The organism is Streptomyces sp. SJL17-4, from assembly GCF_036826855.1.
Classification (GTDB): domain Bacteria; phylum Actinomycetota; class Actinomycetes; order Streptomycetales; family Streptomycetaceae; genus Streptomyces.
In genome coordinates, this window is record NZ_CP104578.1 from 6,389,065 (window position 1) to 6,413,797 (window position 24,733).

General features: G+C 72.7%; 20 protein-coding genes. 12 read left to right on the top strand and 8 right to left on the bottom strand.

Features of this window, described 5'->3' with window-relative positions:
* The first annotated feature begins 325 nt into the window (after positions 1-325).
* The 7 genes from N5875_RS28710 to lgt all read left to right on the top strand — a co-directional run bounded on the left by N5875_RS28710 (position 326) and on the right by lgt (position 6,649).
* Entirely contained in the window at positions 326-745 is a 420-nt protein-coding gene (locus N5875_RS28710) for a DUF2752 domain-containing protein (protein ID WP_318207284.1), read from the top strand.
* Between the two features lie 155 nt (positions 746-900).
* Positions 901-1,710, top strand: coding sequence for an indole-3-glycerol phosphate synthase TrpC (trpC, locus tag N5875_RS28715; protein WP_318207283.1), 810 nt, complete (start codon positions 901-903; stop codon positions 1,708-1,710).
* An 82-nt stretch (positions 1,711-1,792) separates the two neighbouring features.
* Positions 1,793-1,996 carry a tryptophan synthase subunit(beta) gene (locus N5875_RS28720; protein ID WP_318207397.1) on the top strand — a complete coding sequence of 68 codons (204 nt, stop codon included), beginning with the start codon at positions 1,793-1,795 and terminating at the stop codon, positions 1,994-1,996.
* A 546-nt stretch (positions 1,997-2,542) separates the two neighbouring features.
* On the top strand, positions 2,543-3,826 hold the full coding sequence (gene trpB, locus N5875_RS28725; protein WP_318207282.1) for a tryptophan synthase subunit beta: 1,284 nt from the start codon (positions 2,543-2,545) through the stop codon (positions 3,824-3,826).
* On the top strand, positions 3,823-4,653 hold the full coding sequence (trpA, locus tag N5875_RS28730) for a tryptophan synthase subunit alpha (protein ID WP_318207281.1): 831 nt from the start codon (positions 3,823-3,825) through the stop codon (positions 4,651-4,653). Before trpB ends, trpA begins: the two co-directional genes overlap by 4 nt.
* Before the next feature lie 63 nt (positions 4,654-4,716).
* The gene (locus tag N5875_RS28735; protein WP_338497047.1) at positions 4,717-5,574 is read left to right on the top strand and encodes a thioredoxin domain-containing protein; all 858 of its coding nucleotides are present in this window, start codon (positions 4,717-4,719) and stop codon (positions 5,572-5,574) included.
* Between the two features lie 88 nt (positions 5,575-5,662).
* The gene (gene lgt / locus N5875_RS28740; protein ID WP_338497048.1) at positions 5,663-6,649 is read left to right on the top strand and encodes a prolipoprotein diacylglyceryl transferase; all 987 of its coding nucleotides are present in this window, start codon (positions 5,663-5,665) and stop codon (positions 6,647-6,649) included.
* A 79-nt stretch (positions 6,650-6,728) separates the two neighbouring features.
* Here lgt and N5875_RS28745 read toward each other — a convergent pair whose 3' ends face one another.
* The 7 genes from N5875_RS28745 to N5875_RS28775 are packed head-to-tail and all read right to left on the bottom strand — an operon-like array spanning position 6,729 to position 14,722.
* On the bottom strand, positions 6,729-7,574 hold the full coding sequence (locus N5875_RS28745; protein ID WP_338499289.1) for an aldolase/citrate lyase family protein: 846 nt from the start codon (positions 7,572-7,574) through the stop codon (positions 6,729-6,731).
* Between the two features lie 5 nt (positions 7,575-7,579).
* Positions 7,580-8,824 (bottom strand): CoA transferase, encoded by a 1,245-nt coding sequence (locus tag N5875_RS28750; protein ID WP_338497050.1) that lies wholly within the window; start codon positions 8,822-8,824, stop codon positions 7,580-7,582.
* Entirely contained in the window at positions 8,821-9,759 is a 939-nt protein-coding gene (gene rbsK, locus N5875_RS28755; RefSeq protein ID WP_338497052.1) for a ribokinase, read from the bottom strand. The genes N5875_RS28750 and rbsK overlap by 4 nt, the downstream gene beginning before the upstream one ends.
* Positions 9,756-11,132, bottom strand: a complete 1,377-nt coding sequence (locus N5875_RS28760) for an ADP-ribosylglycohydrolase family protein (RefSeq protein ID WP_318207276.1) — start codon at positions 11,130-11,132, stop codon at positions 9,756-9,758. The genes rbsK and N5875_RS28760 overlap by 4 nt, the downstream gene beginning before the upstream one ends.
* On the bottom strand, positions 11,129-12,307 hold the full coding sequence (locus tag N5875_RS28765) for an ADP-ribosylglycohydrolase family protein (RefSeq protein ID WP_318207275.1): 1,179 nt from the start codon (positions 12,305-12,307) through the stop codon (positions 11,129-11,131). Before N5875_RS28765 ends, N5875_RS28760 begins: the two co-directional genes overlap by 4 nt.
* Positions 12,264-13,727: an ADP-ribosylglycohydrolase family protein gene (locus tag N5875_RS28770; RefSeq protein WP_338497055.1), complete on the bottom strand. Its 1,464-nt coding sequence runs from the start codon at positions 13,725-13,727 to the stop codon at positions 12,264-12,266. The genes N5875_RS28765 and N5875_RS28770 overlap by 44 nt, the downstream gene beginning before the upstream one ends.
* Positions 13,727-14,722, bottom strand: coding sequence for an ADP-ribosylglycohydrolase family protein (locus tag N5875_RS28775; RefSeq protein WP_318207273.1), 996 nt, complete (start codon positions 14,720-14,722; stop codon positions 13,727-13,729). Before N5875_RS28775 ends, N5875_RS28770 begins: the two co-directional genes overlap by 1 nt.
* A 253-nt stretch (positions 14,723-14,975) precedes the next feature.
* On the opposite strand from N5875_RS28775, the gene N5875_RS28780 reads away from it, so the two are divergent.
* Complete coding sequence (locus N5875_RS28780) at positions 14,976-15,704, top strand: VIT1/CCC1 transporter family protein (RefSeq protein WP_318207272.1); 729 nt, start codon at positions 14,976-14,978, stop codon at positions 15,702-15,704.
* An 81-nt stretch (positions 15,705-15,785) separates the two neighbouring features.
* Here the strand turns inward: N5875_RS28780 and N5875_RS28785 are convergent, their stop codons facing one another.
* Entirely contained in the window at positions 15,786-16,505 is a 720-nt protein-coding gene (locus N5875_RS28785) for a 2-oxoglutarate/malate transporter (protein ID WP_338497059.1), read from the bottom strand.
* Positions 16,506-16,545: 40 nt separating this feature from the next.
* On the opposite strand from N5875_RS28785, the gene N5875_RS28790 reads away from it, so the two are divergent.
* From N5875_RS28790 to N5875_RS28805, 4 genes are all read left to right on the top strand, one after another.
* Complete coding sequence (locus N5875_RS28790) at positions 16,546-17,184, top strand: helix-turn-helix domain-containing protein (RefSeq protein WP_338497061.1); 639 nt, start codon at positions 16,546-16,548, stop codon at positions 17,182-17,184.
* A complete protein-coding gene (locus N5875_RS28795; RefSeq protein ID WP_338497063.1) occupies positions 17,181-18,260 on the top strand; it encodes an NAD(P)/FAD-dependent oxidoreductase in 1,080 nt (359 codons plus the stop codon). Before N5875_RS28790 ends, N5875_RS28795 begins: the two co-directional genes overlap by 4 nt.
* A gap of 454 nt (positions 18,261-18,714) precedes the next feature.
* Positions 18,715-23,280, top strand: a complete 4,566-nt coding sequence (gltB, locus tag N5875_RS28800) for a glutamate synthase large subunit (protein WP_338497065.1) — start codon at positions 18,715-18,717, stop codon at positions 23,278-23,280.
* A complete protein-coding gene (locus N5875_RS28805; protein ID WP_318207267.1) occupies positions 23,273-24,733 on the top strand; it encodes a glutamate synthase subunit beta in 1,461 nt (486 codons plus the stop codon). Before gltB ends, N5875_RS28805 begins: the two co-directional genes overlap by 8 nt.

Below are 24,733 nucleotides of genomic sequence, written 5' to 3' on the forward strand. Positions count from 1 at the left end.
GCGCCACGACACATCCGAGAGCGCAGCCCGGCCGTGCCGGGCTGCGCTCTCGCGCGTCCGGGGCGAGAATCACCGGGTGGACCCGCAGCCGACGGCCGGAGCCGTGACCGACGCATCCAGCACCCGACCGGGTGAACCTGTGCCACCGGGTGAACAGACCCGACAGGAGGCTCGCGCGGCGCCGGGCGGGGCGCCTGTGGCTCCGGGGGCCGGTCCTGTGGCGCCGCCGCCGCACGCGCACGCGTGGCCGGGCGGGGGACCCGGGGCGCCGCCGAACGCCTGGGGACCCGGACCGGAACCCGGGCCCGGGTGGCCCGGTGGGCCCGTGGCGGCACCGCCGCCGGGCCGGTCGCTCGCCCGGCGACTGTTCCCGCCCGTCGCCACGCTCGCCGGGGTCGCCGCCGCCTTCGCGTACGTCGGGACCGTCGACCCCAACGAACCCGGGCACTACCCCGTCTGCCCCCTGCTCCGCTTCACCGGCATCTACTGCCCCGGCTGCGGCGGACTCCGCAGCGCCCACGCCTTCGTCCACGGCGACCTCCCGGCCGCCCTCGGTGCCAACGCCCTCGCCGTCATCGGCTACGGGCTCTTCGGCGTCCTCATGGTCCTCTGGCTGATTCGTGCCATCCGCGGGGTGCCCATGCGCCTCGCGGTCTCCCCGGTCCTGTGGTGGGGGATCGGGGCCGTCCTCGCCCTCTTCACCCTGGTCCGGAACCTTCCCTTCGGCTCCGCGCTGGCCCCCTGAGGGTCCCGCACGGCGTCGCGGAGACTCCTACGGGAGTCCCAGCAGGTGGGACGCGACTCCGGTCGATGCGAGTCCGGGGCCGTCCTGCGGATAGGATCGATGTGGCTGAACCTGGTTCATCAACACCATCACCGTCCCGGAAGGGGGCCCCTCGCGTGAGTGTGCTCGACGAGATCATCGAAGGCGTACGCGCCGACCTCGCAGAGCGGCAGGCGCGGGTCACCCTCGACGAGCTCAAGGAGCGCGCCGCCAAGGCGCCGCAGGCCAAGGACGGCGTCGCCGCACTGCGCGGCGACGGCGTCAAGGTGATCTGCGAGGTCAAGCGCTCCAGCCCGTCCAAGGGCGCGCTCGCCGCGATCGCCGACCCGGCCGGACTCGCCGCGGACTACGAGGCGGGCGGCGCGGCCGTCATCTCCGTCCTCACCGAGCAGCGCCGCTTCGGCGGCTCGCTCGCGGACCTGGAGGCCGTCCGGGCGCGGGTCGACATCCCGGTCCTGCGCAAGGACTTCATCGTCACCGCGTACCAGCTCTGGGAAGCGCGCGCGTACGGAGCGGATCTCGCGCTCCTCATCGTCGCCGCCCTGGAGCAGGAGGCGCTCGTCTCCCTCATCGAGCGTGCCGAGTCCATCGGGCTGACCCCGCTGGTCGAGGTGCACGACGAGGACGAGGTCGAGCGCGCCGTCGACGCGGGCGCCCGCATCATCGGCGTCAACGCGCGCAACCTCAAGACCCTCAAGGTCGACCGCTCCACCTTCGAGCGCGTCGCCCCCGAGATCCCCGCGCACATCGTCAAGATCGCCGAATCCGGTGTCCGCGGCCCGCACGACCTCATCGCCTACGCCAACGCCGGCGCCGACGCGGTCCTGGTCGGCGAGTCCCTGGTCACCGGCCGCGATCCGAAGGCCGCCGTCGCCGACCTGGTCGCCGCCGGCGCCCACCCGGCCCTCCGGCACGGCCGGAGCTGACACCTTGACGACCGCGCGCCGCGCCACGCCGACCGCCCTGGGCTCCGCCCCGGGCGGCCCGGTCGTGCCCGCGGACGTCGCGGTGGGGCGCCGCAGCCGGCTCCGTACCGCTGCTGCCCCCGTCTCCAAGCACGCCCCACTGGCCCGGGGCTGCCGACCGCGCGGCTGCCGCGCACCCGCCCGCCGTGTCCACGGCCGCCGGGTGCGGTACGTCATCGGGTCCGAGCCGGGCCAGGTCAACGGCATGCGATGGCGTCCGCGCCTCGCGCGCACTCTCACGAACTGACGCAGCCGCTCAGCCACCGAGACCTGCGCCTCAGACGCCTTCGCGCCTGAGGCCCGTGCCTCCGCCGTCCCTCGCGGGCGCCGAACCGTGGCCCTGCCGTTGCCCGGCACTGCACCCCACCGCCGCGTGGGCGTCGCCCCGCCGCCACCCCCCCCGTGTGGGCATTCGTCCCTCCCCCCAGACTTCGTCCGGGGGGACCCCCAGGGCGGGACGGGTGGGCACACGGGACGGCGCCCTCTGGCGGCGCCCCCGCCCCTTGTGCCTGGACCCGCACCCTCAGTGCGCCGTGCACCGGGTGCGGGTCAGGGCGCGGGAGCCTAGGCCCGGCAGGGGCGCCGTCCGTTGTGCCCACCCGTTCCGCGCCAGCGGGACGCAGGCCCACAACGGGCGGGACGCAGGCCCACAACGGGCGGGACCGCTCGCTGTGGGGCGGCTCGGGCGGAGCCCGGGTGGGTGACGGCGTTGCCGTTCGTGAGGAGGTCGCGCGCATAACGTGACCATCGTCAGCACAACACACGGGGCACCCGCCCCGCGAGGAGCATCCGCATGTCCAGCGAGTTCTTCATTCCCGACCCGGAGGGTCAGGTCCCCACCCCCGAGGGCTACTTCGGTGCCTACGGCGGCAAGTTCATCCCGGAGGCCCTCGTCGCCGCCGTCGACGAGGTCGCCGTCGAGTACGACAAGGCCAAGGTCGACCCGGAGTTCGCCCGCGAGCTCAACGACCTGATGGTCAACTACACGGGCCGCCCGAGCGCCCTCACCGAGGTGCCCCGGTTCGCCGAGCACGCCGGCGGCGCCCGGATCTTCCTCAAGCGCGAGGACCTGAACCACACCGGCTCGCACAAGATCAACAACGTGCTCGGTCAGGCCCTGCTCACCAAGCGCATGGGCAAGACCCGCGTCATCGCCGAGACCGGCGCCGGTCAGCACGGCGTGGCCACCGCCACCGCCTGCGCCCTCTTCGGCCTCGACTGCACCATCTACATGGGTGAGGTCGACACCCAGCGCCAGGCCCTCAACGTGGCCCGGATGCGGATGCTCGGCGCCGAGGTCGTGGCCGTGAAGTCCGGCAGCCGTACCCTCAAGGACGCCATCAACGAGGCGTTCCGCGACTGGGTCGCCAACGTGGACCGGACGCACTACCTGTTCGGCACCGTGGCGGGCCCGCACCCCTTCCCCGCCATGGTCCGCGACTTCCACCGGGTCATCGGCGTCGAGGCCCGCCGTCAGATCCTGGAGCGCGCCGGCCGCCTCCCCGACGCGGCGATCGCCTGCGTCGGCGGCGGCTCCAACGCCATCGGTCTCTTCCACGCCTTCGTCCCCGACGCGGGCGTCCGGCTGATCGGCTGCGAGCCGGCCGGCCACGGCGTGGAGACCGGTGAGCACGCGGCCACCCTCACCGCCGGCGAGCCCGGCATCCTGCACGGTTCGCGGTCGTACGTCCTCCAGGACGAGGAGGGCCAGATCACCGAGCCGTACTCGATCTCGGCGGGCCTCGACTACCCGGGCATCGGCCCGGAGCACGCGTACCTGAAGGACATCGGACGCGGCGAGTACCGCGCCGTCACCGACGACGCCGCCATGCAGGCGCTGCGGCTGCTCTCCCGTACCGAGGGCATCATCCCGGCGATCGAGTCGGCCCACGCCCTCGCGGGGGCCCTGGAGGTCGGCAAGGAGCTCGGCAAGGACGCCCTGCTCCTCGTGAACCTCTCCGGGCGCGGCGACAAGGACATGGACACGGCCGCCCGCTACTTCGGCCTGTACGACACCGACGCCGAGGTCGCGGCGGACGCCGGCGCCACCGCGGAGATCGAAGGGGACGCCAAGTGACCGGCAACATCCAGCTCCTCAGCGACACCCTCGCCAAGGCGAAGGCGGAGAACCGGGCCGCGCTCATCGCGTACCTCCCGGCCGGCTTCCCGACCGTCGACGGCGGCATCGCGGCGATCAAGGCCGTCTTCGACGGCGGCGCCGACGTGGTCGAGGTCGGCCTCCCGCACAGTGACCCGGTGCTCGACGGGCCGGTCATCCAGACCGCCGACGACATCGCCCTGCGCGGCGGCGTCAAGATCGCCGACGTCATGCGGACGGTCCGCGAGGCCCACGAGGCCACCGGCAAGCCGGTCCTCGTCATGACGTACTGGAACCCGATCGACCGGTACGGCGTCGAGCGCTTCACCGAGGAGCTCGCCGCGGCCGGCGGCGCGGGCTGCATCCTGCCCGACCTGCCCGTCCAGGAGTCCGCACTCTGGCGCGAGAACGCCGACAAGCACGGTCTCGCGACCGTCTTCGTCGTCGCTCCCAGCAGCAAGGACGAGCGCCTCGCCACCATCACGGCGGCCGGCTCCGGCTTCGTCTACGCGGCCTCCCTCATGGGCGTCACCGGCACCCGAGAGTCGGTCGGCGAGCAGGCGGCCGACCTCGTCCGCCGTACCCGCGCCACCGCCGAACCCGGCCGGGACCTCCCCGTCTGCGTCGGGCTCGGCGTCTCCAACGCCACCCAGGCCAAGGAGGTCGCCGCCTTCGCCGACGGCGTCATCGTCGGCTCCGCGTTCGTCAAGCGGATCCTCGACGCCGACGGCGACGAGACCGCGGGACTCGCCGCGGTAAGGGAACTGGCGGCCGAACTCGCCGAGGGCGTCAGGCGCGTTTCGTAACCCATTTGGGTGGATCTGCGACCGGGGAGGCATGCACGTGCCTCCCCGGTTCGTTTCCGAGGCGTGAGCCAGAAGAACAGTGGTGACGGTAATCGGAGTGCGCGGGAGCGTCTCCAGCAGCAGCGCGAGCGCGAGAAGGCCCGCGAGAAGCAGCGGCGGATCCTGATCGTGTCGGCGGCGGTGGTCGGCGTCCTCGGACTGGCCGCGGTCGTCGGTGTGATCGCCGCGGGCGGCGACAAGGACAGTGGATCCGACAAGGCGGGCCCGGTCGTCGCGCCGACGGGAGCGACCGAGGAGGACGGCAAGCCCGCCATTCCCACCGGGAAGTCGGACGCCCCCTCGACGCTGGCGATCTGGGAGGACTTCCGCTGCCCGGCGTGCGCCCAGTTCGAGAACGCGTTCCGGGACACGATCCACGAGCTGGAGGCCGCGGGCGCGATCAGGACCGAGTACCACCTCGCCACCCTCATCGACGGGAACATGGGCGGCAGCGGCTCCCTGCGCGCGGCGAACGCCGCCGCGTGCGCCCAGGACGCGGGGAAGTTCACCGCGTACCACGACACGCTCTACATCAACCAGCCGCCGGAGACGGACGACGCCTTCGGGAACAACGCCAAGCTGATCGAGCTTGCGGCGAAGGTGCCGGGGCTCGACACGCCCGCCTTCCGCAGCTGTGTGAACGACGGCACGCACGACACCTGGGTGGCCAAGTCGAACGAGGCCTTCCAGAACGGCGGCTTCCGCGGCACGCCGTCCGTCCTGCTCAACGGAGAATCGATCTTCCCGCAGAAGGGGAACGAGCAGATCTCCCCGGACAACCTGAAGAAGTGGGTCGCCGAGGCCAACAAGGGCAAGAAGCCCGGCACGGCGGCCCCGACGACCGCCCCGGCGGCCTCCCCCGGCTCTCCCTCGGCGGGCTGAACCGCCGCCTCCGGCCCGGGTTAGTTACCCATACGTTGCCGGGTGGGCTGCCGTCCCGCCCGCCCGGCAGGGTAGCGTCGGTCCTGCCATGGACCTTGCCTACATTCCCAGCCCGTCGACCGGCGTGATCAACCTCGGACCGATCCCGCTGCGCGGCTATGCCTTCTGCATCATCATCGGTGTCTTCGTCGCCGTCTGGTACGGCAACAAGCGGTGGGTCGCCCGGGGCGGCACCGCCGGCACCGTGGCCGACATCGCCGTCTGGGCGGTGCCCTTCGGCCTCGTCGGCGGACGCCTCTACCACGTGATCACCGACTATCAGCTGTACTTCAGCGAGGGTGAGAACTGGGTCGACGCCTTCAAGATCTGGGAGGGCGGCCTCGGTATCTGGGGCGCCATCGCGCTCGGCGCGGTGGGTGCCTGGATCGGCTGCCGCCGACGGGGCATCCCGCTCCCGGCGTACGCCGACGCCATCGCCCCCGGAATCGCCTTCGCCCAGGCCATCGGCCGCTGGGGCAACTGGTTCAACCAGGAGCTCTACGGCAAGCAGACCGAACTGCCCTGGGCCGTCAAGATCACCGAGGGCGCGAACCGTGAGGCCGGGCTCTATCACCCGACCTTCCTGTACGAGTCGCTCTGGTGCATCGGCGTCGCCGTGCTGGTGATCTGGGCCGACCGCCGCTTCAAGCTCGGCCACGGCCGCGCCTTCGCGCTGTACGTCGCCGCGTACTGCGCGGGCCGGGCCTGGATCGAGTACATGCGCGTCGACGAGGCGCACCACATCCTCGGTCTGCGTCTGAACGTGTGGACGGCGATCATCGTCTTCGTGCTCGCCGTGGTCTACATGGTGATCTCGGCGCGGATCCGCCCGGGCCGCGAGGAGATCGTGGAGCCGAAGGCCGCGAAGGACGCCGTCGGGGAGAAGGCGGAGAAGACCGAGGACGCCGAGGACGCCGGGGACGAGAAGGACGCGGCGGCCGAGGACGCCGCTCCGGCCGACGATGCCTCCGACGTGTCCGACGGGGACGTCCAGCACGGGGCCGACAACGGCGCCGGGTCCGCCGCCAAGAGCTGAGCCCCCTCCAGCCGGTCGAAGGGCCGTCGGGACCGAGAGGTCCCGGCGGCCCTTTTCGCATGCCCGGGGGCAGGGGGAGTCAGGCCGTGCGGGCCGCGAGGGCGAGGACCCGGTGGGCGCCCGCCACCACCGCCGCGTCCACGAACCGCCCGTCCGGGAGGGCGAGGGCGCCCCGCTCGGGGCCGGCCGCCGCGACCACCTCCCGGGCCGCGTCGACCTCCTCCGGGGTGGGGAGATAGGCGCGCTCGATGACCGGGAGCTGGCGGGGGTGGATGGCCGCCCGGCCGAAGAAGCCCATGGCCCGGCCCCGGGCGCACCCGGCGGCCAGCGCGTCCAGGTCGCCGATGTCGGGGTGGACCGACTGGGCCGGGGGCGGGAGGGCGGCCGCGCGGGCCGCGACCACCACCCGGCCGCGCGACCAGTCCAGGGCGCGGTCCTCCCGTACCCCCAGGTCCGCGCGGAGATCGGCCTCGCCGAGCGCGATGCCGCGGACGGCGGGGTGGGCGGTGGCGATGGCGTACGCGTGCTCCACGGCGACGGCGTTCTCCAGGAGCGGGTAGAGCGGGAGGCCCGGGGCGAGCTCGGCGAGCCGGTGGATGTCAGTGGCGTGTGTCACCTTGGGAACACGAAGACCGTGAAGGCCGGGGAGGAGGGCCAGGGTGGGGATGTCGCGCGGGGTGTGGACGCGGACGTGGACCGGGACGGGGTGCGGGTCCGCGAGCAGATCGGCCGTGGCCTCGAGGGCGTACGCCTTGCGGTGCGCGGCGACCGCGTCCTCCAGATCGACGATGACCACGTCGGCGCCCGAGGTCAGCGCCTTGCGGACCACCTCGGGGCGGTCGCCGGGGGCGTACAGCCAGGTGAGAGCCGGGGCGGCGGGCGAGCGGCGCGCCGTGTCGTTCGCGCGGGCCGGGGTCTCGCTCATGTTGCTCATACCGCTCCCTGGTCGCGAAGGCGGTCGATCTCGGCGGGGGTGAGGCCGAGCTCGGAGAGGACGGCGGTGGTGTCGGCGCCGTGGGGGCGGCCGGACCAGCGGATGCCTCCGGGCGTCTCGGAGAGGCGGAAGAGGACGTTCTGCATCTTGATCGGGCCGAGTTCGGGGTCCTGCACCTCGGTGACGGTGCCGAGCGCCTGGTACTGGGGATCGGTGACGACGTCCCGGATGTCGTAGACCGGGGCGATCGCCGCCTCCGCCTTCTCGAACGCGGCCATCGCCTCGTCCCGGGTGTGGCGGGCGATCCACGAGCCGACCGCCTCGTCCAGGACGTCCGCGTTCTCGGCCCGTCCCGTGCCGTCGGCGAACCACGGCTCGTCGATCAGTTCGGGTCGGCCGACCAGGACCATGACGCGTTCGGCGATCGACTGGGCGGAGGTGGAGACGGCGACCCAGGAACCGTCGGAGGTCCGATAGGTGTTGCGGGGGGCGTTGTTGCGGGAGCGGTTGCCCGTGCGGGGCTGCACGTAGCCGAGTTGGTCGTACCAGAGGGGGTGGGGCCCGATGACGGAGAGCATCGGTTCGATGATCGCCATGTCGACGACCTGGCCGCGCCCGGTCGTGGTCCTGGCGGTGAGCGCGGTCATCACCGCGTACGCCGTGGCGAGGGCGGCGATCGAGTCGGCCAGGCCGAAGGGGGGCAGGGTGGGCGGGCCGTCGGGCTCGCCGGTGATGGCGGCGAAGCCGCTCATCGCCTCGGCGAGAGTGCCGAAGCCGGGACGGTGGGCGTACGGGCCGAACTGGCCGAAGCCGGTGACCCGGGCGAGGACCAGACGCGGGTTGACGGTGGAGAGCTCCTCCCAGCCCAGACCCCAGCGTTCCAGGGTGCCGGGGCGGAAGTTCTCCACGATCACGTCGGCGTCGGCGGCGAGCGCGAGCAGGGTGTCACGGCCGCCGGGGGACGACAGATCGAGGGTGATCGCCCGCTTGTTGCGGCCGAGGACCTTCCACCAGAGACCGATCCCGTCCTTGGCGGGGCCGTGGCCGCGGGACGGGTCGGGCTTGCGGGGGTGCTCGACCTTGACGACGTCGGCGCCGAAGTCGCCGAGCATCGTCGCGGCGAGCGGGCCGGCGAAGAGGGTCGCGAGATCCAGGACGCGCAGGCCGTGGAGGGGCGCTTGAGGCGCTCGGGGTCCGGGGGCGGCGGTGGGTGCGGTGGGAGTGCGCGGCGTGGGGGTCATACGGGGTCGGTCTCCTTCTCGTCCGTGTCCTCGGCCTCGCCCGGGGAGCCGAAGGCGGCCTCGATCTCGGCGCGGTACGGCATCGACGTCGACGCGCCCTCGCGCTGGACGGAGAGCGCGGCGGCGGTCCCCGCCCAGGCGAGCGCCTCGGGGGCGGGGCGGCCCTCGCCGAGGGCGACGACCAGTGCGCCGACGAAGGTGTCACCGGCGGCGGTGGTGTCCACGGCCCGGACGCGGGGCGCGGGCACCGTCACCGGATCGGCGCCCCGGACCGCGTACAGACTCCCGGCCGCTCCCAGGGTGACGACGACCTCGGGGACGTCCTTGAGCAGGGCGAGGGCGGCCTCGCGGGGGTCGGTCAGGCCGGTGAGCGCGGCGGCCTCGTGCTCGTTGGGCACCAACAGGTCGATGCTGGCGAGCAGTTCGGGAGGGAGCGGCTGGGCGGGAGCGGGCGTGAGGACGGTACGGACGCCGAGACGGCGGGCGGTCGCGGCGCCCTCCACGACGACGGAGAGGGGGAGTTCGAGCTGGAGGAGCAAGGCGTCGGCGGTACCGATGAGGGCCTCGTCGCCATGGTCGAGGGAGGTGACGGTGCCGTTCGCGCCGGGGACGACGACGATCGCGTTGCCGCCCTCGTCGTCGACGACGATGTGCGCGGTGCCGGAGGCGCCCTCGGCGGTGCGCAGGAGATCGGTGTCCACCGAGCAGTGTTCGAGGGTGGCCCGGAGCCGGGTGCCGAAGTCGTCGGCGCCGACCGCGCCGATCATCGACACCTCGCCGCCGGCGCGGGCGGCGGCGACGGCCTGGTTGGCGCCCTTGCCGCCGGGGATCGTACGGAAGGAGCGGCCGGTGACGGTTTCGCCGAGGGCCGGGGCCCTCGGGACGTAGGCGACGAGGTCCATGTTGGTGCTGCCGAGTACGACGATGCTGGTCATGGGCGTACTGCCTCCAGGTGGGTCAGTTCGGCCAGGGTGTCGAAGCCGATGCCGTCGAAGGACGGGACGGAGGTCGCGAGACGGTTCTTGAGGGGGGAGGTCCAGCGGTCCGGCAGCCGGTCGGGGTGCCCGGCGAGCAGTCCGGCGACCGAACCGGCGGTGGCGCCGTTGGAGTCGGTGTCCCAGCCGCCGGAGACCGCCGCGCAGATGGAACGGGTGAAGTCGCCGTCGGCGTGGGTGAGGGCGGCGGCGAGCAGGGCGGCATTGGGCACGGCATGCACCCAGTGGTACCCGCCGAGTTCGGTGTGCAGGCGGTCGACGACGGTGTCGAAGTCGGGGGTGTCACGAGCGAGTCCGACACCCCGGCGGACCGCCTGCGCGAGGCGGGAACGCGGAGGGATCACGGCGAGGCCCTCGGCGAGCGACCGGTGGACGTCGGCGGTGCCGGTCGCGGCGGCGGCGAGGGTGGCGGCGACGAACATGGCGCCGTAGACGCCGTTCGCGGTGTGGGTGAGGGTGGCGTCCCGGTACGCCTGTTCGGCGGCGGCGGCCGGGTCGCCCGGATGGGTCCAGCCGTGGACGTCGGCCCGGATCTGGGCGCCGATCCACTCGCGGAACGGGTTGCGGTGGACGGCGGTCAGCGGGGGTTCGATGCCGTCGAGGAGATTGCGGTAGGCGACGCGCTCGGCCGTGAAGGTGCGGCCGGCGGGCAGTTCGTCGAGCCAGAGACGGGCGACGTCGGCGGTGGTGAAGCCGCGGCCGTGGCGCTGGAGGAGCAGCAGGTTGAGGAGGGGGTAGTTGAGGTCGTCGTCCTCGGGCATCCCGTCGATGTTCTCGGCGAGGGAGGTGGGAGCGGAGCGCCGGTTCCAGGGGTGGGCGGCGAGCAGTTCGGGCGGGACGCCGCGGGCGGTGAACCAGGAGGAGAGGGGCCAGTTGCCGGTGGCGCGGGCGAGGTCGCGGAGGGCGGCCAGGGGGAGCTTCTCGACGGGCTTGCCGAGGAGGCAGCCGGCGGCGCGGCCGAGCCAGGCGGCGTGGAGGCGGTCGCGGAGGGCGTCGCATGCCCCTGCTCCTCCAGGGTCTGGGGGAGGGACGGTGCGGGGCGTCGTCAGGGCTCGGATGTCGGCGAGGCCGGTCGGCTCCCGCGCGGACAGGGGGGTCGGGAGGGTCGTCAGGGTGTCCAGGAGTTCCGTCGCCAGGGGGCGGAGGTCCGGGCGGGGTACCTCGGAAGCGCCGGCCGTCTCCGGGGCGGGCGGGCCGCCCGCCGCCGCCCAGCGGGCCGCGACGGCGCGCGCGTCGCGGCCATCCTCCGCCGCCTGGCGGAGTTCGTGGCCCAGGAGGTCCTCCGGTTGGATCCAGGTCAGGCGGAGGTTCATCGGGCGGCCGCGCCCGTCAGGGTCGCGAACGCCTGCTCATGGGCCCGGCGGCGGTCCCTGTCCTGGGTGAAGATCGCGTGGGTCACCTCCGTGAGGGCCCTCGCCGGGGCGTGGAGGTCCAGGCGGCTCGCCTCCGCCACCTGCTTCGCCCACTCCGCCGGCACCGCCCGCTCCCCGTGCAGCGCGCCCACGATCGCGCCCGCCATCGTGGCGATCGAGTCGCAGTCACGGCCGTAGTTGACGGAGCCCAGGACCGTACGGCGGTAGTCGCCCTCCCCGACGAGGAGCATGCCGAGGGCGATCGGGAGTTCCTCGATCGCGTGGAGGCGGGAGGGGCGCCGGGCGCCGAGGGAGGGGGAGCGGTAGTCGGGGCCCACCGAGTCGAAGGGGGCCACCGCCTTGCGGAGCGGGGTCAGCGCCGACTCGAAGTCCCGGTGCCGTGCGGCCACTTCCGCCACCGACTCGATCGCCGCCCGCGTCCCGTCCTTCGCCAGCGCCAGGGCCGTGTCGACCACCGATGCCGGTGTGGCGCCCGGCACGCACGCCGCCGCCACCGCAGCCGCGAACACGCCCGCCGCCTCGCGGCCGTACGAGGACTGGTGCGCGCCCGCGATGTCGAGGGCCTCGGCGTACGCGGCCTCCGGATGGGCCGCGTTGACGAGTCCGACCGGCGCCATGTACATCGCGGCGCCGCAGTTGACGATGTTGCCGTTGCCGGCCTCGCGCGGGTCCACATGCCCGTAGTGGAGACGCGTCACCAGCCACTTCTCCGCCAGGAAGATCCGCTGGAGCGGAAGTGCCTCCGCCTCCAGCTCCGGGATCCAGACGGGGGAGCCCATCAGCTCGGGGACGAGACGGTCCGCGACCGCGTACGCGTCGAGGTGGCCGCGGACCTGCTCGTACACCCGGATCAGCGCATGGGTCATCAAGGTGTCGTCGGTGACGTGCCCGTCGCCCTTGTGGTACGGGGCGATGGGGCGGGCGGTGCGCCACGCGTCGCCGTTCCACGGGCCGACGATCCCGGTGACGCGGCCGCCGTGGCGCTCCACGATCTGCTCGGGGGTGTAGCCCTCGACGGGGCCGCCGAGCGCGTCGCCGACGGCGGCCCCGAGGAGACTGCCGGTGATCCGGTCATCCAGTGGGGGTGTCACGACCGGGGGTGTTGTGGGTGTCATGTCTGGATTGTCCACCCGGGGCGGGCGGTTCCGTGGCTGCGAGCAGCCCGGCGAGTTCGACCAGATCCGTTCCCGCGAGCCGGGGCAGCGCGCAGCCCGCCAGTGTCCGGCACGCCTCGCGCCAGGTCGCCGGCACCGAACGGCCCCCGCCCAGCGCCCCGGTGAGCGCGCCGGCCAGCGCGGGCGCGGAGTCGGCGACCCGGGAGAGGCAGACGGCGGCCGGGACCGAGGCCGCCGTCTCGCCCCGTGCGGCGGTGGCGAGGGCGAGCGCCACCGGGACGGTCTCGGCGGCGGCGATGCCGTAGCTGTAGACGTGGTCCACGATCTGGTGCTCCAGGAGCGGGACCAGCTCGAAGGCCGAACCGGCGGTCTGGGCCAGCTTCACCGCGTACCGGGCGTTGCGTCCGATCTCGGTGACGGGCGGCAGTTCGGCGAGCGCCGCCTCGACGGCCTCGTCGACCGTCGCCCCGCCGAGGGCCGCCGCGACGGCCGCCGCCATCGCACGGGCGCCGTGGACGCCGTCGCCGTCCTGGGTGTACCGGGCGTCGAACTCGGCGAGTTCGGCGGCCGCGCGGGGGTCGCCGGGGTGGACGACAGCCAGCACGACGGCGCGGACGCAGGCCGCGTCGTCGAAGAAGTGCGGGTTGTCGTGGCCGGTGGCCGGCGGGCGGAGGCCGGTCGCGAGGTTGCCGAGGCCCGCGCGGACGGAGATCCGGGCACGGAGCGGGAGTACGGCGGACTCGACCTCGGGAGCGCGTTCGGCTGCCGCGGCGACCTGTCCGGCGAGGGCGTTCCAGGCGAGGTCGACGGCGGCGCGGAGCCGACGCTCCTGGGAGAGGCCGGTGAAGAGCGGGCCCGAGGCGGTGAGGATCGCCTCCGCGGTGAAGACCGCCCATTCGGCGTCGTCGGACGGGCCGAGGCGGAGGGGCTCGGGGGGTTGGTTGAGGGCGATGGGGACGGGGAGGGTGGTCGTGGCGTTCTGCTCGGCGAAGGTGTCGAGCTCGCGGGTGAGACGGCGGGTCCACTCGGGCATGCGGGCGGCGCGGTGCCGGGCGGCGGGCCATCCGGCGGCGTCGCCTGCGGCGAGGCCGAGGAGGAGGCCTTCGACTGCGTCGCGGTCGGGCCTGCGGGGGGCCTCGGGGTGTTGGGCCTGGTGGGCGCCGCCCCATGAGCCTGTGGCGTGCGGTGGGGCGGGGGCGAGTGTGGCGGTGCCCGGCAGTGGGGGCAGCGCCAGGTCCAGGTGGGTACCGAGCAGGGCGCCGGTGTCCGGCAACGGGTGCTGTGCCCACCCTCCCCCAGACTCCGTCTGGGGGTGCCCCCACCGCCCTGCGGAACGATTGCCCACAGCGGCGGTGGGGGCGTCGCCCACAGCGGCGGGGCGGTCGGACGCAGTTGTCGTGGCTGTCAGGTCTGCGCTCATCAGGAGTCCTCCTCCGGGGTCAGGAGGTCCGCTACGTCCAGGACGTGGTAGCCGCGCATCGAGGGGAGGCAGCTGCCCGTGACCGGGGTGATGGCCGAGGCCCACTCCTCGGGGATCGACCGCAGTCCGCCGGCCGCGCCCGCCAGCGCGCCCGCGACCGCCGCCGTGGTGTCGGCGTCGCGGCCCATGTTGACGGCCGTGAGGACCGCCGTACGGAAGTCCCCCCGGGCCGCCGCGAACGCGCCGAACGCCAGGCCCACCGCCTCCGGCGCCAGGTCCGTCCATGGGTAGCCGCCGATGACGACGGCCGAGCGGACCTGGCGCTCGCGGGTCAGCGGGTCCGGCTGGACGCGCTGGGCGGCGACCACCGCGCGGCGCAGCGACCGCGCCGTCCACGAGTCCATCGGGACGGCCGAGAGGGCCGCCGCGATCACCGAGGTGACCCCCGCTCCCGTCATCGCCGCCGCGACCCCCGCCGCGACCGCCTGGCCTCCGTAGATGCCCTCGCCGTCGTGGCTGACGCTGCCGTCGATCGCGACCAGCCGGGCCGCCTCCGCCGGGCGGCCCGCCGCGAACACCCCGAACGGCGCCGCCCGCATGGCGAGACCGTCGCTCCAGGCGTGCCGGTGCTGCGCGGAGATCGGGGCGGCGAGGCCCCGGCGGAGGTTCTCCAGGGTGCCGCGCTCCGAGAAGCCCGCGCCGCGGAACGGGCCTTCGTCGAGGTCGGCGATCCAGTGGTGCCAGGCCCGTTCGACGTGGTGGACGGTGAGGGCCGAGCCGTGCCGGGCGAGGAGCAGCGCCGAGAAGATGGCGTACTCGGTGTCGTCCGTGCCCGCCGGGCTGTCCGTCACGAAGCCCTCGATCCGTCCCCAGCGGCGGCGGATCTCGGAGGGGCGCATGTTCTCGGCGGGCGCGCCGAGCGCGTCGCCGACGGCGAGGCCGAGAAGCGCCCCTCTCGCCCGTTCGCGCGTATCGCATGCCGTGGTGGTCACCATGTCCGTGGCCCCTTCCTCGGTGGGGGCGCATCGACGGCGCCCCGATGCCTGGATCTGTGCCACGAAGGGCCGCGAACTCGCCGCAGAAACGTCTCTGTCACCCGCCTGACACCTCGCCAGAACCCGGTTCACGCAGCAAGGCACGCCTTAGTAAGTACGGCCTGCCTTGCTGGCGCGCCCCTTACATCGCGCGTATTTTCGAGGGTGTGGGGGCGGCGGGAGCAACCCGGCCCGCCGGAACGAGGGGAGAGCCATGTCCATCATCGAAGCTCAGGCACCACTGCACGAGGCCCACCGCGACAACCACACGCACCGTGACGTGAACGGCGGTTGGCTGCGTCCGGCGGTGTTCGGCGCGATGGACGGACTCGTCTCCAACCTCGCCCTGATGACCGGTGTCGCCGGCGGCGCGGTCTCCACCCAGACCGTCGTCATCACCGGTCTCGCCGGACTCGCGGCCGGTGCCTTCTCCATGGCGGCCGGCGAATACACCTCCGTCGCCTCGCAGCGCGAACTCGTCCAGGCGGAACTGGACGTCGAGCGCCGCCAGTTGCGCAAGCACCCCATCGACGAGATGGAGGAGCTCGCCGCCCTCTACGTCTCGCGGGGCGTCGAGCCCCCGCTGGCCCGTGAGGTCGCGATGCAGCTGTCGAAGGACCCCGAGCAGGCCCTGGAGATCCATGCCCGCGAGGAGCTCGGCATCGACCCGGACGACCTGCCGTCGCCGACGGTCGCCGCGGTCTCGTCCTTCGGCTCCTTCGCGCTCGGCGCGCTCCTCCCCGTACTGCCGTACCTGCTCGGAGCGACCGCGCTCTGGCCGGCCGTGCTGCTCGCGCTCGTCGGGCTCTTCGCCTGCGGCGCGCTCGTGGCCCGGGTGACCGCCCGTGGCTGGCTCTTCAGCGGGATGCGCCAGCTCGTCCTCGGCGGTGCCGCCGCGGCCGTCACGTACGGGCTCGGCATGCTCCTCGGGGCCGCGCTGTAGCCCCGTACCCACCGGAAGCGCATCAGGAGGCCCCCGCGACGGGGCCTCCTGGCGTTTCCGGGGCCTTTTGGGAGGTGGTGGCTACGCCGTTTGCCCTTGGGCGGGCCCTCGGGCCGGGGCGCCTGGCTTCTGCCGGATCAGGGTGATGCCGTACGCGACGATCCAGACCACCCACACCAGCCAGCCGGCGAGCCCGATGAGGCCGAGGGCTCCGCCGTGGTCGATGACCCAGTGCGCGAGGGTGGCCGAAGCGAACTGCAAGGCGGCTGCGAGCAGCCCCAAAGTGCCGTGCCACGGCCGGATCAGTCCGGTGCGCAGGCCACCGACGGACAGGCCGACGAGGGCCAGGGCCAGAAAGGTTCCGTTCAGGGTGAACACCGCGTCGTGCAACGCCCAGAGTCCCGCTGTCGCGGAGGAGTCGTGCGGGGCTGTGGAGGTGAGAGCGAGGCGGGTCGCGACGACCCCGGCGAAGGTGACGTTCTGCAGGGCGAGGCCGACGAGTCCGAGCAGTGACCACGCCTCGCCGAGGTCACGCTCGGCGCGCCGCGACGCGACGAGCGCACCGGCGCCGAACAGGGTGGCGAGGATCCATGCGGCGGGAGTGAGCGCGGATCCGATGCCCACGGCGACGCCTTGCGTGCTGAAGAACTCGGTGACCTCGCCGATCTCCGCGCCGGTGGTGGGCAGGCCCGCGGGCACCATGATCACGTTGCTCAGGGTGATCGCGACGGCGAAGCCCACGGCGGCGATACCGCCGATCCGGGTGAAGTGGGTGCTGGCCAACGTGAGTTGACGTGTCATATATTCAATATAGGCACCGTAAACCTGGAGAGGGCAAGGGATGAGCGCAGAACAGGGCCGACGCCGGTACGACTCGCTGCGTCGGGCGACTCAGGCGCTGGAGACCCGGGCCGAGATCGCCCGCGCCGCCCGTCGGCTCTTCGACTCCCGGGGCTGGGCGGACACGACCGTGCGCGAGGTGGCGCGCGAGGCGGGAGTCTCCGTGCCCACGGTCTACGCGGCGTACGGGAACAAGACCGGGCTGACCCGGGCCGTGGCCGATTCGGCCGACCTGTCGGCCGACGCGCCACGGATGCTCGCGGAGCTGGAGGCCGCGGCGGCGGACCCCGAGCGCCAGCTCATGGCCATGGCCGCCTACGACCGGCGGTTGTTCGAGCGTGCGGGCGACGTCATCCTGCTGATCCGCGAGGCGGGCCGCAGCGAACCCGAGCTCGCGGCGGCCTACCGAGACGGCCGGGAACGGGGCGACGAGACCCGGGTGCAGGTCTTCTCGTCCTGGCCGGCCGGCGCTCTCCGGAGCGGCCTGGATCTGCGGTCCGCCGTCGACATCTACGCGGCCATCTGCAACATCGACGTCTACACCACGCTCACCACCGAACGCGGCTGGCCGCCCGCCCGCATCGAGGAGTGGTGGGGGCAGGCGCTGGTCCGCGAGCTACTGAGCCGGACCGCGTCATGAGCGCGCCGTTCGCGACCAGGACGGCGGTCGTCGTGGGGGCGGGGGTGGCCGGGCTGGCCACGGCGATCGGACTGCGCCGTGCCGGTTGGGCGGTCTCGGTCCTGGAGCGCAGGACCGAGCTGGAGCGGTACGGCACGGCCTTCGGCATCCACCCCACCGCACAGGGCGCCCTCGAACGACTCGGAGTGGGCGAGGCCTTCCACGCTCGGGCCGTGCCCTACCGGAACGCCCGGATCCGCACCCCGCGGGGAAAGGTCCTGGCGAGCCTTCCACTGGAACGCATCGAGCGGAAGGCCGGTCGGCCCGAACTGCTGATCTCCCGGCCCTTTCTGATCGACACCCTGCTCGCCGAGCTGGCCGCCCTCGGCGTACCGCTCACGTTCGGGGAACGCGTCTCCGACGTGAGCGCCCTCACGGGCGGCTGCGACCTGGTGGTCGGCGCGGACGGAATCCACAGCGCCGTCCGTACCGCGTGCTTCGGCGACCGCAGCGGCCCGCGCCGCGCCGGGACGGTGGCCTGGATCGGCATCGCCGACTTCGAGAGCGGTCTCTACGGCGAGACCTGGGGCAGGGGCCGGTTCTTCGGTATGACCCCGGTCGAAGCGGGCCGCACCAACTGGTACGCCACGGTGCCCGAGGCCACCACCGCCGACGAGCTGCGCGCGCATTTCGAAGGCTGGCACGATCCCGTCCCGCGGATCCTCGACCGGACCGACCCGGCCACCTGGATCCGCTACGAGATGCGGCATCTGTTCCCCGCGCTCCCCGCCTTCGTCCACGGCGGGAACGTCGCGCTCGTCGGTGACGCCGCGCACGCGATGACGCCCAATCTGGGCCAGGGTGCCTGCACGGCGATCCTCGACGCGGAGGCCCTGACCCGGGCCGTGGCCGAGCACGCCGCGGCCGGTCTGCCCTCCGCCACCGGTCTGCCCTCCGCGCTGCGCGTCTACGACGCGGAACGCCGCCGCGCCGCGCAGCGGGTCGCCCTCGGGTCCCGGTCCCTGCACCTGTTCATGACCACCGAACACACCCGCCTGCGCGATGCCCTGGTCCGGGTACTGCCGTCATCTGTGTGAGGGCAGGGTGGCATTTCGGGATGTAAGCCCCGTATCGGCTGTGACGTATATCCCTGGCCCGATCCGCCACAGCGATGAGACACTATGCAGGACGCCACATATGTAGCCGGTTACTCGGCGGTTTCGAACCCGTGACCAACGGGAATGAGGCCTGAGCGTCGCTGGGCAATGAAGCCCACACAGTGACGGGTCGCCGACGACCCGGAGATCCTCCGGATCACCTCGATCCGTCCCCGCGAGGCAGGCCTCTGACCTCGCAAACCACAGGTGAACCCACACCACCGCTCCGTATCGGTGGTGTCCGCATGCTGGAATGCGCTATCCACTTCGCGAGAAGCCAGCCATCATGTAACCTGCACGAAATTTCGCGGAGGGCCAACGTCGTCCCTCGGCAGCAGCTCCCCCAGACGTGGTCTGGGAGGTGCCCCCAGCCACGACGACGACGGGAGAGCCGATGCGTTCCGACGCCTGGTCGCCCATGGACGGTCGCCCTGCTCCGCAGGGGATGTACGACCCCCGTAACGAACACGACGCCTGTGGTGTCGGGTTCGTGGCCACCCTCACCGGTGTAGCCAGCCACGCGCTGGTCGAGCAGGCGCTGACCGTACTGCGCAACCTCGAACACCGAGGCGCCACCGGCTCCGAGCCCGACTCCGGTGACGGCGCCGGCATCCTGCTCCAGGTCCCGGACGCCTTCCTCCGCGAGGTCGCCGGATTCGAGCTCCCCGAGACCGGCGCGTACGCCGTCGGCATCGCCTTCCTCCCCGAGGACGGCACCGACGAGACCGCCGCGAAGATCGAGGCGATCGCCGCCGACGAGGGCCTGAACGTCCTCGGCTGGCGTGAGGTCCCCGTCGCCCCCGAACTGCTCGGCGCCTCCGCCCGCTCCACCATGCCGGTCTTCCGCCAGCTCTTCGTCGCGGACGTGGCCGGCGACGCCACCGGCATCGCACTCGACCGCAAGGCCTTCGTCCTGCGCAAGCGCGCCGAGCGCGAGGCGGCGACGTACTTCCCGTCGCTCTCCGCCCGCACCATCGTCTACAAGGGCATGCTGACCACCGGCCAGCTCGAGCCCTTCTTCCCGGACCTGTCGGACCGCCGCTGCGCCACCGCCGTGGCCCTGGTCCACTCCCGGTTCTCCACCAACACCTTCCCGAGCTGGCCGCTGGCCCACCCGTACCGCTTCGTCGCCCACAACGGTGAGATCAACACCGTCAAGGGCAACCGGAACTGGATGACCGCCCGCGAGGCCCAGCTCGACTCCACCGTCTTCGGCGAGGGCTCGCTGGACCGGATCTTCCCGATCTGCACCCCGGACGCCTCCGACTCGGCCTCCTTCGACGAGGTCCTGGAGCTGCTCCACCTCGGCGGCCGCTCGCTCCCGCACGCCGTCCTGATGATGGTCCCGGAGGCGTGGGAGAACCACGAGACCATGGACCCGGCCCGCCGCGCCTTCTACCAGTACCACTCCACGATGATGGAGCCCTGGGACGGCCCGGCCTGCGTCACCTTCACCGACGGCGTCCAGGTCGGCGCGGTCCTCGACCGCAACGGACTGCGCCCCGGCCGCTACTGGGTCACCGACGAGGGCCTCGTCGTCCTCTCCTCCGAGGTCGGCGTCCTCGACATCGACCCCGCCAAGGTCGTCCGCAAGGGCCGCCTCCAGCCCGGCAAGATGTTCCTCGTCGACACCGCCGAGCACCGCATCGTCGAGGACGACGAGATCAAGGCCGCCCTCGCCGCCGAGAAGCCGTACGCGGAGTGGCTGGAGACCGGCGAGATCGAGCTCTCCGACCTCCCCGAGCGCGAGCACATCGTGCACACCCACGCCTCGGTCACCCGCCGCCAGCAGACCTTCGGCTACACCGAGGAAGAGCTCCGCGTCATCCTCGCCCCGATGGCCCGCACCGCCGGCGAGCCCCTCGGCTCCATGGGCACCGACTCGCCGATCGCGGCCCTGTCCGCCCGCCCGCGGCTGCTCTTCGACTACTTCACCCAGCTGTTCGCGCAGGTCACCAACCCGCCGCTGGACGCCATCCGCGAAGAGCTCGTGACCTCGCTGCGCTCCTCGCTCGGCCCCGGCAGCAACCTGCTGGAGCCCACCTCCTCGTCGTGCCGCAGCGTCACTCTGCCCTTCCCGGTGATCGACAACGATGAGCTGGCCAAGCTCATCCACATCAACGCCGACGGCGACATGCCCGGCATGAAGGCCGCGACCCTCTCCGGCCTCTACCGGGTCTCCGGCGGCGGCGAGGCCCTCGCCGCGCGCCTCGACGCCATCTGTGCCGAGGCCGACACCGCCATCGAGGGCGGCGCCCGCCTCATCGTGCTCTCCGACCGGCACTCCGACGCCGAGCACGCGCCGATCCCCTCGCTGCTGCTCACCGCGGCCGTCCACCACCACCTCATCCGCACCAAGCAGCGCACCAAGGTGGGTCTGCTCGTCGAGGCCGGTGACGTCCGCGAGGTCCACCACGTCGCCCTGCTCATCGGCTACGGCGCCGCGGCGGTCAACCCGTACCTCGCCATGGAGTCCGTCGAGGACCTGGTCCGCGCCGGCACCTTCATCGAGGGCCTGGAGCCCGAGCAGGCCATCCGGAACCTGATCTACGCCCTCGGCAAGGGCGTCCTCAAGGTCATGTCCAAGATGGGCATCTCCACCGTCGCCTCCTACCGCGGCGCCCAGGTCTTCGAGGCCGTCGGCCTCGACGAGACCTTCGTCGCCACGTACTTCAACGGCACGGCCACCAAGATCGGCGGCGCCGGTCTCGACGTCGTCGCCAAGGAGGTCGCCGCCCGCCACGCCAAGGCGTACCCCGTCTCCGGCGTCCCCTCGGCGCACCGCCTCCTGGACATCGGCGGCGAGTACCAGTGGCGCCGCGAGGGCGAGCCGCACCTGTTCGACCCGGAGACCGTCTTCCGCCTGCAGCACGCCACGCGCAACAAGCGGTACGACATCTTCAAGCAGTACACGGACCGGGTGAACGAGCAGTCCGAGCGCCTCATGACGCTCCGCGGCCTCTTCGGCTTCTCCTCGGGCCGGGAAGCGATCCCGATCGACGAGGTCGAGCCGGTCTCCGAGATCGTCAAGCGCTTCTCCACCGGCGCCATGTCGTACGGCTCCATCTCCCGCGAGGCGCACGAGACCCTCGCCATCGCCATGAACCAGCTGGGCGCCAAGTCCAACACCGGTGAGGGCGGCGAGGACCCGGACCGCCTCTACGACCCGGCGCGCCGCTCCGCGATCAAGCAGGTCGCCTCCGGCCGCTTCGGCGTCACCAGCGAGTACCTGGTCAACGCCGACGACATCCAGATCAAGATGGCCCAGGGCGCCAAGCCCGGCGAGGGCGGCCAGCTGCCCGGCCACAAGGTCTACCCGTGGGTCGCCAAGACGCGTCACTCGACGCCCGGCGTCGGCCTCATCTCGCCGCCGCCGCACCACGACATCTACTCCATCGAGGACCTGGCTCAGCTGATCCACGACCTCAAGAACGCCAACCCGGTCGCCCGCATCCACGTGAAGCTGGTCTCCGAGGTCGGCGTCGGCACGGTCGCCGCCGGTGTCTCCAAGGCCCACGCGGACGTCGTCCTCATCTCCGGCCACGACGGCGGAACGGGCGCCTCCCCGCTCACCTCGCTGAAGCACGCGGGCGGCCCCTGGGAGCTCGGCCTCGCCGAGACCCAGCAGACCCTCCTCCTCAACGGCCTGCGCGACCGCATCGTCGTCCAGACCGACGGCCAGCTCAAGACCGGCCGCGACGTCGTCATCGCCGCCCTGCTCGGCGCCGAGGAGTTCGGTTTCGCGACCGCGCCGCTCGTCGTCTCCGGCTGCGTCATGATGCGCGTCTGCCACCTGGACACCTGCCCGGTCGGCATCGCCACCCAGAACCCGGCCCTCCGCGACCGGTTCTCCGGCAAGGCCGAGTACGTCGTCAACTTCTTCGAGTTCATCGCCGAGGAGGTCCGCGAGCTCCTCGCCGAGCTGGGCTTCCGCAGCATCGAAGAGGCCGTCGGCCACGCCGAGCTGCTCGACACCAGCCGCGCCGTCACCCACTGGAAGGCGCAGGGTCTCGACCTGGAGCCGCTCTTCTACGTGCCGGAGCTGCCCGAGGGCGCGGTCCGCCACGCCCTGATCGAGCAGGACCACGGTCTGGAGAAGGCCCTCGACAACGAGCTGATCCAGCTCGCCGCCGAGGCCCTGAACGCCGCCTCCGCCGAGGAGGCCCAGCCGGTCCGCGCCCAGGTCGCCATCCGCAACATCAACCGCACGGTCGGCACCATGCTCGGCCACCAGGTGACGAAGCGGTTCGGTGGCGCCGGCCTCCCGGCCGACACCATCGACATCACCTTCACCGGCTCCGCCGGCCAGTCGTTCGGCGCCTTCCTGCCGAGCGGTGTCACCCTCCGCCTGGAGGGCGACGCCAACGACTACGTCGGCAAGGGCCTCTCCGGCGGCCGCGTGATCGTCCGCCCCGACCGGGGCGCCGACCACCTCGCCGAGTACTCCACGATCGCGGGCAACACGATCGGGTACGGCGCGACCGGCGGCGAACTGTTCCTCCGCGGCTGCACCGGCGAGCGCTTCTGCGTCCGCAACTCCGGCGCCCTGGTCGTCTCGGAGGGCGTGGGCGACCACGGCTGCGAGTACATGACCGGCGGTACGGCGGTCGTCCTCGGCGAGACCGGACGCAACTTCGCGGCCGGCATGTCGGGCGGTGTCGCCTACGTCGTCGACCTCGACCGGGACAACGTCAACTCCGGCAACCTGGGCGCGATCGAGGCCCTGTCGGACACCGACAAGGCATGGCTGCACGACGTCGTGCGCCGCCACCACGAGGAGACCGGCTCCACGGTCGCCGAGAAGCTCCTTGCCGACTGGGCCGTGAACGCGGACCGGTTCAGCAAGATCATCCCCACCACGTACAAGGCAGTGCTCGCCGCCAAGGACGCCGCTGAGCTCGCCGGTCTCTCCGAGGCCGAGACCACCGAGAAGATGATGGAGGCGGCGACCCATGGCTGACCCCAAGGGCTTCCTGACCACCGGTCGCGAGGTCGCCAAGACCCGCCCCGTGGGCGAGCGCGTCAGGGACTGGAACGAGGTCTACGTCCCCGGCTCCCTGCTGCCGATCATCAGCAAGCAGGCCGGCCGCTGCATGGACTGCGGCATCCCGTTCTGCCACAACGGCTGTCCCCTCGGGAACCTGATCCCCGAGTGGAACGACTACGCCTACCGCGAGGACTGGTCGGCGGCGCAGGAGCGCCTGCACGCCACCAACAACTTCCCGGAGTTCACCGGCCGCCTGTGCCCGGCTCCGTGCGAGTCGGCGTGCGTGCTCGGCATCAACCAGCCGGCCGTCACCATCAAGAACGTCGAAGTCTCCATCATCGACAAGGCGTGGGACGCCAACGACGTCAAGCCGCAGGCGCCCGACCGCCTCTCCGGCAAGACCGTCGCCGTCATCGGCTCGGGCCCGGCGGGTCTCGCCGCCGCCCAGCAGCTGACCCGGGCCGGCCACACCGTCGCCGTCTACGAGCGCGCGGACCGCATCGGTGGACTCCTCCGGTACGGCATCCCCGAGTTCAAGATGGAGAAGCGCCACATCAACCGCCGCATCGAGCAGATGCGCGCGGAAGGCACCAAGTTCCGCACGGGCGTCGAGATCGGCCGCGACATGCCGGCGACGGCGCTCCGCAACCGGTACGACGCGGTCGTCATCGCCGCCGGCGCCACCACCGCCCGTGACCTGCCCGTCCCGGGCCGCGAGCTGGCAGGCATCCACCAGGCGATGGAGTACCTGCCGCTGGCGAACAAGGTCGTCGAGGGTGACTTCGTCGCCCCGCCGATCACCGCCGAGGGCAAGCACGTCGTCGTCATCGGCGGCGGCGACACCGGCGCCGACTGCGTCGGTACGGCCCACCGCCAGGGCGCGGCCTCGGTCACGCAGCTGGAGATCATGCCCCGACCGGGCGAGGAGCGGAACCCGGGTCAGCCCTGGCCGACCTTCCCCATGCTGTACAAGGTCACCTCCGCGCACGAGGAGGGCGGCGAGCGGGTCTACTCCGTCTCCACCACCCACTTCGAGGGCGACGAGGACGGCAACGTCCAGTTCCTCCACCTCGTCGAGGTCGAGTTCGTCGAGGGCAAGCTGACCCAGAAGCCGGGCACGGAGCGCAGGATCCCCGCCCAGCTGGTCACGCTCGCGATGGGCTTCACCGGCACGGACGTGGAGAACGGTCTGGTCGCCCAGTTTGGTCTGGACCTCGACGAGCGGGGTAACATCGCCCGAGACGCGGACTTCGCCACCAATGTCGATGGCGTGTACGTCGCCGGCGACGCGGGTCGCGGCCAGTCCCTCATCGTGTGGGCCATCGCCGAGGGCCGCTCGGCCGCCCGTGGCGTGGACCGCTACCTGACCGGCGCCAGCTCCCTGCCAGCCCCGATCCGCCCGACGGACCGTTCGCTGATGGTCTGA